Annotated in this window: 12 protein-coding genes; 4 read left to right on the top strand and 8 right to left on the bottom strand. The window is 37.5% G+C overall.

The window, feature by feature from the left end; translation table 11 throughout:
- Window positions 1-10: 10 nt before the first annotated feature.
- The 7 genes from ACFVQC_RS06400 to hflX form a co-directional block, all read right to left on the bottom strand.
- A complete protein-coding gene (locus ACFVQC_RS06400) occupies window positions 11-1,837 on the bottom strand; it encodes a polysaccharide biosynthesis protein (RefSeq protein WP_377892241.1) in 1,827 nt (608 codons plus the stop codon).
- Between the two features lie 306 nt (window positions 1,838-2,143).
- Window positions 2,144-2,806 carry a CpsD/CapB family tyrosine-protein kinase gene (locus tag ACFVQC_RS06395; protein ID WP_377897723.1) on the bottom strand — a complete coding sequence of 221 codons (663 nt, stop codon included), beginning with the start codon at window positions 2,804-2,806 and terminating at the stop codon, window positions 2,144-2,146.
- Window positions 2,755-3,495 carry a YveK family protein gene (locus ACFVQC_RS06390; protein WP_377897722.1) on the bottom strand — a complete coding sequence of 247 codons (741 nt, stop codon included), beginning with the start codon at window positions 3,493-3,495 and terminating at the stop codon, window positions 2,755-2,757. Before ACFVQC_RS06390 ends, ACFVQC_RS06395 begins: the two co-directional genes overlap by 52 nt.
- Before the next feature lie 262 nt (window positions 3,496-3,757).
- Window positions 3,758-5,092, bottom strand: a complete 1,335-nt coding sequence (gene glnA, locus ACFVQC_RS06385) for a type I glutamate--ammonia ligase (RefSeq protein ID WP_002146212.1) — start codon at window positions 5,090-5,092, stop codon at window positions 3,758-3,760.
- 48 nt (window positions 5,093-5,140) lie between these two features.
- Window positions 5,141-5,530 carry a transcriptional repressor GlnR gene (glnR, locus tag ACFVQC_RS06380; protein WP_002014475.1) on the bottom strand — a complete coding sequence of 130 codons (390 nt, stop codon included), beginning with the start codon at window positions 5,528-5,530 and terminating at the stop codon, window positions 5,141-5,143.
- Window positions 5,531-5,704: 174 nt separating this feature from the next.
- The gene (locus ACFVQC_RS06375; RefSeq protein ID WP_377892235.1) at window positions 5,705-6,976 is read right to left on the bottom strand and encodes a methionine gamma-lyase family protein; all 1,272 of its coding nucleotides are present in this window, start codon (window positions 6,974-6,976) and stop codon (window positions 5,705-5,707) included.
- The gene (gene hflX, locus ACFVQC_RS06370; RefSeq protein WP_377897720.1) at window positions 6,969-8,243 is read right to left on the bottom strand and encodes a GTPase HflX; all 1,275 of its coding nucleotides are present in this window, start codon (window positions 8,241-8,243) and stop codon (window positions 6,969-6,971) included. Before hflX ends, ACFVQC_RS06375 begins: the two co-directional genes overlap by 8 nt.
- Window positions 8,244-8,335: 92 nt before the next feature.
- Here hflX and ACFVQC_RS06365 point away from each other — a divergent pair, with 92 nt between their 5' ends.
- Together ACFVQC_RS06365 and ACFVQC_RS06360 are read left to right on the top strand one after the other, a co-directional pair.
- The gene (locus ACFVQC_RS06365) at window positions 8,336-8,959 is read left to right on the top strand and encodes a trimeric intracellular cation channel family protein (RefSeq protein ID WP_002146207.1); all 624 of its coding nucleotides are present in this window, start codon (window positions 8,336-8,338) and stop codon (window positions 8,957-8,959) included.
- A gap of 99 nt (window positions 8,960-9,058) precedes the next feature.
- A complete protein-coding gene (locus ACFVQC_RS06360; protein ID WP_000181506.1) occupies window positions 9,059-9,196 on the top strand; it encodes a hypothetical protein in 138 nt (45 codons plus the stop codon).
- 32 nt (window positions 9,197-9,228) lie between these two features.
- On the opposite strand, the gene spoVK is transcribed toward ACFVQC_RS06360, so the two are convergent.
- Window positions 9,229-10,185 (bottom strand): stage V sporulation protein K, encoded by a 957-nt coding sequence (gene spoVK, locus ACFVQC_RS06355; protein ID WP_002146206.1) that lies wholly within the window; start codon window positions 10,183-10,185, stop codon window positions 9,229-9,231.
- Between the two features lie 113 nt (window positions 10,186-10,298).
- Between spoVK and ACFVQC_RS06350 the strand changes: the two genes are divergently transcribed.
- Complete coding sequence (locus ACFVQC_RS06350; RefSeq protein WP_002146205.1) at window positions 10,299-11,264, top strand: tyrosine-type recombinase/integrase; 966 nt, start codon at window positions 10,299-10,301, stop codon at window positions 11,262-11,264.
- A 113-nt stretch (window positions 11,265-11,377) separates the two neighbouring features.
- The coding region (locus ACFVQC_RS06345) for a collagen-like repeat preface domain-containing protein (RefSeq protein ID WP_377898136.1) at window positions 11,378-12,893 on the top strand (1,516 nt) is incomplete at its 3' end.

The following is a 12,893-nucleotide window of genomic DNA, read 5'->3' as shown; positions in this document are numbered from 1 at the left end:
TCCCACACCATTATCCTGATACTGGAATTAATATTTTCAATGGCTTGCGATGATTAACTAAATATAATAATCTATCTCGCAATTCCGCTTCATTCAAATCTTCATATATAGAGACAAATTCTTCTACCTCTTCTATACGAACATTCATTTCTTGTCCTACGTAAATCCTTGGGTGAATTTGCTTTTCATTCATTTCATCTTCTTTTAGTAATTCTTCAAAAAGTTTCTCCCCTGGACGTATACCAGTAAATTCTATTCCTATTTCATCTACAGAATTTCCTGATAATCGAATTAGATTTTTGGCAAGATCGACAATTTTCACTGGTTCTCCCATGTCTAAAACAAAAATCTCTCCACCTTTAGCTAAAGAACCAGCTTGCACTACGAGTCTTGATGCTTCCGGGATTGTCATAAAATACCGAACCATATCAGGATGAGTAACTGTAACTGGTCCACCATTTTGAATTTGCTTCTTAAATAAAGGTATTACACTCCCTCTACTTCCTAGGACATTCCCAAAGCGTACAGTAACAAATTTTGTATGACTTAATTTATCTTTATTTTGAATAACCATCTCCGCCAATTTTTTCGTTGCTCCCATAACACTTGTCGGATTCACTGCTTTATCCGAAGAAATCATGACAAACGTTCCCACTCCATGTGCTCTCGCTGCCTCTGCTATATTCATAGTCCCAATCACATTATTTTTAACAGCCTCTTCAGGATTATTCTCCATTAGTGGTACATGTTTATGTGCAGCTGCATGATATACAACGTTTGGAAGATGTTTGCTCATAATTAATTGCATCTTCTTTTCATCTTGTATATCTGCGATTTCAGGGATAAACGTGCCTTTCATATCTCCATATTTTCTGTTTAATTCCATTTCTATAGAATAAATACTGTTCTCCCCATGCCCTAGTAAAATCAACTTTTTCGGCCTGAATTTTGCAATTTGTCTACAAATTTCCGAACCAATCGAACCTCCTGCACCAGTAACTAAAATAACTTTGTCAGTTATATAATCTGAAATAATACCCACATCAAGTTCTACGGTATCACGCCCTAATAAGTCTTCTACTTGAACATCCCTAAATTCATTCACCGAAACTTTACCTGTTACTAAGTCTTCTAACATCGGAAGAATTTGAGTTTTCACTTCTGTTTTTAAACATCTTTTCAAAATAACATTTTGCTCTCTTTTGTTTAATGAAGGAATTGCCAAAATTATTATTTCAATATTCAGATTTTTAACAACGTACTCAATTTGATTAATACCACCAATTACTGGAATCCCCCAAATATCAAGATTATGTTTTTTTACATTATCATCCATAAATGCGACTGGCATTAATTCGGCAGCACTATTCTTTAACAACTGTCTTGCAACCATTGTCCCTGCTGAACCAGCACCAACAATTAAAGTTCTTTTTTTATCACCCTTTTTTACATAATAAGTATCTCTATACATTCTCCATATAAAACGCGAACCACCAATTAATAAAATATGAATCATCCAAGTTACAACTAGCAACCGAAAATACATTTTTGGCATTATTATTTGTTGCACAACTGCTGTAGTAATGATAGAAAATGTAACCACTTTGCATATAATGAGTAACTCTCCTATACTTGCATATTCCCAAGTTTTTTTATACAACTTATAAAGAAAAGCAAACATATGATGACTTACTAATAAAGTAATAGAGCTAATAACTGATGATAAAGTGATAACACTGAAGCTAGCATTTACAAAGAAATAACTAAAAAAAATAGCACCTAATACAATCAGTGAATCCAGTAAAAGCAATAGCGATATCCTCCGTCGATACGTCATATTACTTCCTCCTTTAATTAAGTCCTTACATAACTCTTCCAAATTTATTATAAAATTAAAGTTTCTAACTATATACTCTTTACGAAAAGCACATAGCTACAAACTTTAATAAAAATGGGCATCTAACCCTCCCTCACATTACACTCTTGATGACGCGCATCTAAGGTTGTTTTCACAACCCACAGCATAATCGAGTGCCTCCATTGATAGTGGTCAGGAGACATCACCACATCACAGTTCTATTGAATTTTCTTTATAACGAACATTTTTATATACAAAGCTTACATTAAACATTCTAAATTACATTTATACTTTCCCATTCAAAATTGCACCCAATATTCTACTTTTCGTAAAACTTAACGCTCTTTTCGTTTCAAGCGCATCTTCGTTCACAGTACGATTATAACGAATCACTAATAATACTCCTTCACACTTATCAACTAAGACACTTGTATCTGTTACTTCTAATACAGGAGAAGAATCAAATAATATGATGTCGTACTGTCCCATCGCCTTTTGAACTAACATATCCATGGCACTCGAACTAAGCACTTCAGATGGATTGAATGGTATCGGTCCGCTAGTTAATACATCCAGGCTTTCCATCTCTGTTTTTTTCACAGCACCCTCTAAAGTTGTTTTTCCGTTCAATATATCAGTTAATCCGATTGTATTTTCCACTCCAAACATTTCATGAATGATTGGTGTTCGCAAATTTGCATCTATTACCAATACTTTTTCACCTTTTTGTGCTATCGAAGCTGCTAAATTAACTGTAATAGTTGATTTCCCTTCACCATACCTTGGAGAAGTAATAACTATAGTTCTACTTTTATGAATAGACGAAGATAATTGAAGGTTTGTTCGAATCGAACGATACTGCTCCGAAATTTTTGATCTTGGAGCGGTATAAGCAATTATACTTTCTCCTTTAACTTTATTTGTTTTTCGTCTATTTTTGTAATCCACTCCGTTTCCTCCCTCAATAACACAGTATTCTTTTCACCATATTTGTCTTTCTTATTTTTCTTATTCATTTTCGAAATTCCACCTAAAACAGAGATATCTAATAATTGCTCAATGCGTCGTTCCGTTTTAATTGTCTCATCAAGAGAATCCAGTAAAAAAATAAAACCGATACTTAGTACCATACCTATAAGGAATCCAATCATTATCGTCTTAATATGATTTATATTAATAGGAATCGAATGTTTTTGAACTGGATCTTCTGGTAATATACTCACATTATTAAAATTCAATATATTAGCTACTTCTTTCTTATATACAGCTGCAGTAGTATTTGCAATTTTGTGTGCAAGTACAGGATCAGTATCTATGACATTAATCCTTATTATTTGAGATCCTTGTACACTTTCTGTACTGATTTGCCCACTTAATGCACTTGCAGATCTATTAATATTCAATTCAGCGCCTACTTTTTCTAATATTACAGGCTCATTTACCATTGCTTTCAATGTATTCATCGTTTCAGCATTAGCTTGGACAATAACTCTTGCTGAGGAGGCATACAATGGAGTTTTTACATATATACTATACATCGCTCCTGCTACTGTTGTGAGAGTTGTAAATAATAGAAGTATCCAAATTCTTTTCCGTATGATAGTAAATAGATTTTTTAAATTTATTTCCTTATCCATAACTTCCCTCCTCATTTAAAACCAATGAGCTTGAAATTGACATCAAAACATCAAGAAAAAATAATATTTTTATTGTTTTAAATATACAAACATTTCTAGTTAATGCCATTTTAGTTCTTTATATAGAACGAGTCAACAGAAATTATTTTTACTAAATTACCTCTTGTTGACACCTCTAAAAATGCGACAGCATTCGCTATAATTTATTGTAGATAAATGACGAAAAAGCCCTGATACCGTAGTATCAGGGCTTTTTTCTCTCTTAGTATAGAGACATATATTGATCGCGTTCCCATTGGTGAACTTGCGTGCGGAAAATATCCCACTCAATTTCTTTTGCTTCGATGAAGTGCTCAAGTAAATGCTCTCCTAGTGCACCACATACGATTTCATTAGATTGTAACGTAACTAACGCTTGCGCTAATGTTGCTGGTAAATCAACGATACCTGCTTCTTCGCGCTCTTCTTTCGTCATTACGTAGATGTTACGGTCTACTGCAGCTGGTGGAGTTAATTTGTTTTTAATTCCATCAAGACCTGCTGCTAATAATGTAGCCATTACTAAATACGGGTTTGCAGCTGGGTCAACACTACGTACTTCTACGCGTGTACTAATACCACGAGATGCAGGGATACGTACTAATGGACTACGATTTTGTGCAGACCATGCTACGTAACATGGAGCTTCATATCCAGGTACTAAACGTTTGTAAGAGTTTACAGTTGGGTTTGCTACCGCTGTAAATGCCGGCGCATGTTTTAAAATACCTGCGATGAAGTGACGAGCATCATCACTTAATTGTAAATCACCGTTTTGATCGAAGAATACGTTCTCACCATTTTTAAATAATGATAAGTTACAGTGCATACCTGAACCGTTCACACCGTATAATGGTTTCGGCATAAATGTTGCGTGTAAACCATGTTTACGAGCAATCGTTCTTACAACAAGCTTGAATGTTTGAATGTCATCACATGAGCGAATTGCATTTGCATATTTAAAGTCAATTTCATGTTGACCTGGCGCAACCTCATGGTGAGATGCTTCAATTTCAAAGCCCATTTCTTCAAGTTCAAGAACGATATCACGACGACAGTTTTCCCCTAGATCCATCGGCGCAAGGTCGAAGTATCCACCGTTATCGTTTAATTCCAGTGTTGGATTTCCTTTTTCATCAACTTTAAATAGGAAGAATTCTGGCTCTGGTCCAAGATTGAAATCTGAGAATCCTAATGCTTCCATTTCTTTTAACACACGCTTTAAGTTGTTACGTGGGTCGCCATCAAATGGAGTACCATCAGCATTGTAAATATCACAGATTAAACGAGCTACTTTACCTTTTTCAGCTGTCCAAGGGAAAATTACCCAAGTATCTAAATCCGGATATAAATACATATCAGATTCTTCAATACGTACGAAACCTTCAATAGAAGATCCATCAAACATCATTTTGTTATCAAGAGCTTTTGTTAATTGGCTCACTGGAATTTCTACGTTTTTAATTACCCCTAAAAGGTCCGTAAATTGCAGACGGATATACTTTACATTCTCTTCTTTCGCCAAACGGAAAATATCTTCTTTTGTGTACCTAGCCATTATAAATTCCTCCTTAGTCCCTCTAAACACCTTCAGAATCAGCTATCTTTAGTGAAAAAACCTTGAAATGTCACCTTGTCGCAATGAAGTCCGATTAAATCTACCTGTATGTTGTAGTTCATCTCGAAGAATTTTGCGAAGCTCGGATTTTGAAATTTCTTTCGTTTCTTCTTTTACTTTCACTGCTTCTGTTTGATTTTCTTTCATTTGCAATACTTGTTTAATTCCGGCCATATTTAAGCCTTGATCTAACAAATCTTTAATTTCCAACAATTTATCTACATCGTTAAATGAAAATAATCTACGATTCCCTTTTGTACGAGTTGGAAAAATAAGATTATGCTCTTCATAGTAGCGAATTTGACGTGCAGATAATTGTGTTAAATCCATTACAATACCAATAGGAAACAGCGGAGCAGAACGTCTATCTTCTTTCATCACTTCAGTTCCTCCTTCGCCTTAACTGTTTCTCATTTTATACCATGTTATGTTTAGTGTCAATAGATGTTAGCTTTTCTTACATGATTTTCTATAAATTTTTCCACTCTTTTTTCTAATGGCACAAATCATTGCTTTCACACGAAAAAAGCTGCCGAAATCGACAGCTTCCCTTTAAGAAATTGTTAATAGATTTTTTTCAATTAACGCATCAATCGCAGAACAAATCGCAATCTTTACATGCGAATAAGTTAACCCACCTTGTACGTAAGCAACATAAGGCGGACGAATTGGGCCATCAGCCGACAATTCGATACTTGCACCTTGAATAAATGTCCCCGCAGCCATAATTACATCATCCTCATAACCTGGCATATAGTTTGCATACGGAGTGAAATGAGAATTAATTGGAGATGCATATTGAATCGCTTGACAGAATGCAATCATACGATCTTTATCGTCAAATTGAACAGATTGAATTAAATCCGTTCTTGGTGCATTCCATGCCGGTGATGTATTCATCCCTAATTTCTCTAAAAATGCCGCCGTAAAAATAGCACCTTTCAGCGCTTGACCCGCAACATGCGGCGCTAAGAAGAAACCTTGATACATTTCTTGCAGACTGTATAAAGATGCCCCTGCTTCCGCACCAATCCCTGGAGATGTTAGACGATATGCACACGCTTCAACATACTGTTCTTTACCGACAATGTAACCACCCGTTTTAACAATTCCCCCGCCAGGATTCTTAATAAGAGAACCTGCCATTAAGTCCGCACCAACATGACACGGCTCTTGTTCTTCAATAAACTCGCCATAGCAGTTATCTACAAATACAACAACATCAGGTTTAATTTCTTTAACAAACGCAATCATCTCTTTAATTTGTGAAACTGTAAACGACGGACGAGTAGCATATCCTTTTGAACGTTGAATACCAATCATCTTCGTGTTACTACGGATCGCAGCTGCAACAGCTTCAAAGTCCACAAATCCCTCTTCAGTTAACGGAACTGCGTTATAACCAATATTATATTCTTTAAATGAGCCTACACCTTTTCCGCGCACACCAACGATTTCTTCTAACGTATCATACGGTTTCCCCGTTATGTATAGTAACTCATCTCCCGGACGTAAAACACCAAATAAAGCTGTTGAAATTGCATGAGTACCCGAAATAATTTGAGGACGAACAAGACCCGCTTCCGCTCCAAATACATCCGCATACACTTTCTCTAACGTGTCACGACCAATATCATCATACCCATAACCTGTCGTCGGAATAAAATGCGAATCACTAATTTTATGTTTACGAAAACTTTCTAGCACACGAAATTGATTACTCTCAATTACTTCATCCACACGTTTATGCACTTCTATAATTTGACTTTCTACTTCTTTTACGATTGGAGCAATTTTTTCTCCATTTTTCAAACGATCAAACATTATTATTTTCTCCTTCTTCCACTAAAAATCTCTTTAATTGCCCATTAAGCGATGAATGAGCAAATATATATCCTGTACAATCATATACAAATTTATCTTCTAGAAACTCCATTTTAGTTAATAACGTTTCCGTCTTTAAAAGCGTTAACAACCTACCTTCACCCGGAGGGATTTCCACTTGATAATCATCCATTTCTTCCTTCATCTTCATTTCTATCGCTTCTTTTATACGCAGTAAATCACTTTCTTCAAAAGCACTAGTCATTAAGAAATCACTTTTCGGAAATGGAATGAAGTTTTGATGCAATTTATCTTTTTTATTATATAACGTAATAATAGGAATATGATTAATTTCAAGGTCTGACAATAATTGTTTTACTGTCTGCTCATGCCCTACATAATTAGGATCTGCTGAATCGACAACATGTAAAATAACATCCGCTTCCCCAGCTTCTTCTAGTGTTGAACGAAAAGCAGCAATTAATGACGTAGGTAAATCTTGTATAAAACCAACTGTATCAGTTAGCAATACTGTATAACCACAAGGTAACGGCATCTTTCTGGTTGTCGGATCTAGCGTTGCAAACAATAAGTTTTCTTCAAACGTATCAGCTTCCGTCAATCTATTAAATAGCGTCGATTTCCCTGCATTTGTATACCCAATTAACGCAACTTGAAACACTTTATTATCTTTCCTTCTCTCACGATATCTTTTTCGATGTTCTACAACAACCGCAAGTTGCTTCTTTATTTCATCAATACGTGATCGAATATGACGACGGTCCGTTTCGAGCTTCGTCTCTCCCGGTCCTCTCGTACCAATTCCACCACCAAGACGTGATAAAGACAAACCTTGCCCCATAAGGCGCGGCATTGTATATTGCAACTGAGCTAGCTCTACTTGAAGCTTACCCTCTCTCGATTTCGCACGTTGCGCAAAGATATCTAGTATTAACTGCGTTCGGTCAATCACTCTCGCATCTAATACTGAAGATAAATTCCGAATTTGGCTTGGTGTTAACTCGTTGTTAAAAATAATAACAGCTGGTTCTAATTCTTCAGTTAACAGCGTAAGCTCTTCAAGTTTACCTTTTCCTATATAAGTCGCAGGATGAAACTTCGGGCGCTTTTGCGTCGTTGATACTAACACTTCCGCTCGCGCAGTCTTTGCTAGCGATACAAGCTCTTTCATGGAATGCATAAATTTTTCATCATCATCTTGCGACAATTGACAGCCAACTAATATGACTTTTTCTTTTTCTTCCATCAAATATGTTCACTCATCCTTTTCGAAATTTAAACCTTCTAATATAATAGCAGAGGAAGCATATTTCATCTAGTTAGCGGGGGAGAAAATTCATGGCATGGGAGATTTTTAGCATCATAGGCACAATCGCCTTCGCACTAAGCGGAGCCATTGTTGCAATGGAAGAAGATTATGATATTTTCGGGGTATATATTTTAGGAATGGCAACCGCATTTGGGGGAGGTGCCCTTCGTAATTTATTAATCGGTTATCCAATCGTCGCATTTTGGCAACAAGACATGTTATTCCAAATCGCACTATTATCAATGACGATTATTTTTCTTTTTCCAAATAAATTAATTAGACAGTGGAAAAAATGGGAAAACATCACGGACGCCATCGGTTTATCAGCATTCGCTGTACAAGGAGCACTCTATGCTCAAAAACTAGATTTACCAATTAGCGCTACAATCGTAGCTGCTGTTTTAACAGGCATCGGCGGCGGTATTATCCGCGACCTTTTAGCTCGCAGAAAACCTCTTGTCCTCCGAGCTGAAGTATATGCGTTTTGGACGATTTTAGCAGGTTTCTTAATTGGCGCTAAAATTATCGTTAGCGATTGGGCTCTATACACCTTATTCATTTTAATTGTTTGCTTCCGCATGATTTCTATTCATTACAAATGGCATTTACCGCATAGACGTATCGATACAAAGGAACGTTCAATGCATAAATAACACTCTAACCTCTTTACATATCGTAAAGAGGTTTTTCTTTTCTAACGAGTTTTTCTTTACATAATGTTTATACTAATTTTTAAAGCGAGGTGAATACCAATGACAAACCATGTTAACAAAGGCGCTCAAAAAAGCTCAGTAAACCAATTTGGACACGATCCTAATTCAGCACACGAAAAGAGCGCTAAAATGGAACGCTTCCATAAATCTCACCAAGAAAAAGAAAAAAAAGAATAAACGAACTTATGCACAAAAAACAGACGCACAGTTTATGTACTGTGCGTCTCCTCTTCCAACATTAAATCAACACTTGATATTCCAATTAAATCATACTTATCATACGTATCTTCTTGCAACAACCGCATAGCCTGTGTGCGAATTGATTTTTCAACAATATTCCGTACGTACCGCCCATTACTAAACGATGTAATTTGCGACGAATACTTTACAGCATGTAAATGATCTCTAAATTTCCACTCAGCTTCCTTTGATAACTGGTATTCACGCTCTTCATACATTCTCTTTCCAATTTCCAACAACTGATTTACCGAGTAATCCGCAAATTCAATAATAAATGGAAAACGAGATTGTAATCCTGGATTTAATGAAAGAAAATGATTCATCTCTCTTGAATATCCAGCTAAAATTAATACAAAACCGTGCTGCTTATCTTCCATATGCTTCACAAGTGTATCAATAGCTTCCTTCCCAAAATCCTTCTCTCCACCCCGCGCTAATGAATACGCTTCATCAATAAATAAAATCCCTCCCATAGCCTTCTTTATTAAATCTCTCGTCTTTTGCGCTGTATGACCGATATACTCACCTACAAGATCAGCACGTTCAGCTTCAACTAAATGCCCCTTCGATAAAATATTCATCTCAAACAACAATTTTCCTATCATTCTAGCAACGGTTGTCTTCCCAGTACCGGGATTCCCCCTAAATAACATGTGAAGCACTTGCTTCTCAGACTTCAACCCCACCTCTTGCCTTTTTTTATTTACATAAATCCAAGCATAAATTTCTTTTATTATCTTTTTTATATCATCCATCCCAACAAGTTTTCCCATCTCTTCTTCAATTCTCTGCAACATCTCATGTTTAGTAGTGGTTTCACTTGAAATTACCGTTTGATTTTCTGATGCCGGTAACGAAATTTTTTTTCGATGGTTTAATACAATATTAATTTGATTGTTATTTTTCTTACGCATCGATTGTTCCATACAATCACCTCATTTTATCCACTCACCAAATATTATTATTCCAGTCCCTCTTGCAAATGCCTATTTTCAGAAAAGTTTGCTATAATATAAGAAATAATTAAGGTGGTGGGACTATGGAAACAACGGAATTCCATGATACAATACAAGCCTTTTCTATTTTTTTATTGAATAAAGGCCGAAAGTCTTCAACCATTAAACGTTACGTTTATGACATTGAAGATTTTGGACATTGGTTAGAAAAAAACAAAAAGCTCCCTTCCAGTAATATATGGGCAACACTTTGTACAAAAGACTATGAAGATTACTTTTCAGACTTAAAAAAGAATCGACACTACTCTGAGAAAACAATGCATCGCGTATTTATTGTATTAAATAGAATGCATCATTTTCTTAACATTCCAAATCCATTAAAGAATATGGAAATTACTATTCAACCAAACCGTTCATTGCGTAATGAAGATTTCATTTCATCCGATGAAGAAAAAAGATTAAAGCATATAGTCACTTCATTAGAAGGACTTTCAGAAAAACAACGTCCTGTTCGTCCGTTATTAATGGATCGTAATATTTCTATTTTAAGTCTATTAATCGATTACGGACTATCCTTACAGGAACTTACAGCACTAGCTATGCATCACGTTCATTTCGAAACTAATACACTTTCTATTCCAGCAACCGCAGGCGTAGAAAGAACAATCACATTAGCAACCGAAGACAAAAAACAACTGTACACATATTATAAAAGTATTCCAGAACCAGTTCGTCCTAAATACCATAGTAATGACCCATTGTTTGTTGCATTCGATTTTAACCGCGGAACATACAGATGGGTATACGAAAACGACGCACCAAAAGCACTAACAGAAATCGCTATCCAAAAAATGATCCGCCTTGAAGTAGCAAGAGCGAATTTACGCAAAGGAATCTCAGGACAACACTTTCGTAACACCTATATTTTAAACTTAATAAAAAAAGAAACGCCGGAATCAGAAATTATAAAACTAGCTGGATTCAAATCAAAAATTTCACTAAAACGATATTATAAATACGCAGAAAATAGAAAAAACGCCTTATTGTAAGGCGTTTTTTCTATTTTTTCTTTAAACAAAAAATTTTACTATGACCATTTAACTAATTTTTGCATCTACTATGATGAGTTTCATTCACATTCTCATTAGAAAGGAGAGATTTAATGTCTCGTTATGACGACAGTCAAAACAAGTTCTCCAAACCATGCTTTCCAAGTAGCGCCGGACGAATCTCAAACACACCATCCATCCCAATTTCTAAAGCACAAATTAGAACATTTCGAGCGATTATTAACGATTTAATTAAAATAATCCCAAAACTTTTCGCCAATCCATCTCCTAAAAACATCGAAGATCTAATTGATACTTTAAACCTACTAAGTAAATTCATCTGTTCGCTAGACGCTACTTCCTCCCTGAAAGCGCAAGGATTAGCTATTATAAAAAACTTAATAACTACATTAAAAAATCCAACCTTCGTACCGGATGCTGTATTTGTTGAACTCCAAATTTTAATTAATTATTTACTTTACATCACAAAGTTATTCCGAATCGATCATTGTACACTCCAAGAACTCCTTAAATTAATTGCAGAGTTACAAACTACTCTAGTTAATTCAGCTTCGTTCGGCAGAGGGCCTACAGGACCTACTGGACCAGCTGGAGCTACGGGTGCGACGGGCACTACTGGACCTCGAGGTAATACGGGTGTTACCGGACCTCAAGGTAACACGGGCGCTACCGGTGCTACTGGACCTCGAGGTAATACGGGCGCTACTGGGGTCACTGGACCTCAAGGTAATACAGGTGCTCAAGGTAACACGGGGGCCACTGGTGCTACTGGTGCCACTGGACCTCGAGGCAACACGGGCGCTACTGGACCTCAAGGTAATACAGGCGCTCAAGGTAACACGGGCGCTACCGGTGCCACTGGACCTCAAGGTAATACAGGCGCTCAAGGTAACACGGGCGCTACCGGTGCCACTGGACCTCAAGGTAATACGGGCACTCAGGGTAATACAGGTGCTACCGGCGCTATTGGACCTCGAGGCAACACGGGCGCTACTGGACCTCAAGGCAATACAGGCGCTCAAGGTAACACGGGCGCTACCGGCGCTACTGGACCTCAAGGCAATACAGGTGCTCAGGGTAACACAGGCGCTACCGGTGCTACTGGACCTCAAGGTAATACAGGCGCTCAAGGTAACACGGGCGCTCAAGGCGCTACTGGACCTCAAGGCAATACAGGCGCTCAAGGTAACACGGGCGCTACTGGTGCCACTGGACCTCGAGGCAACACGGGCGCTACTGGACCTCAAGGTAACACGGGCGCTCAGGGTAATACAGGTGCTCAGGGTAATACAGGTGCTACCGGCGCTATTGGACCTCGAGGCAACACGGGTGCTACTGGCGCTACTGGGCCTCAAGGTAACACGGGCGCTACCGGCGCTACTGGACCTCAAGGCAATACAGGCGCTCAGGGTAACACAGGCGCTACCGGTGCCACTGGACCTCAAGGCAATACAGGCGCTCAGGGTAACACAGGCGCTACCGGTGCTACTGGACCTCAAGGTAATACAGGGGCTCAAGGTAACACGGGCGCTACCGGCGCTACTGGACCTCAAGGCAATACAGGCGCTCAGGGTAACACAGGCGCTACCGGTGCCACTGGACCTCAAT

Origin of the sequence: Bacillus sp. NPDC057893 (assembly GCF_042796455.1) — a bacterium.
Classification (GTDB): Bacteria; Bacillota; Bacilli; order Bacillales; family Bacillaceae_G; genus Bacillus_A.
This window is presented reverse-complemented; position numbering and strand designations above follow the sequence as displayed.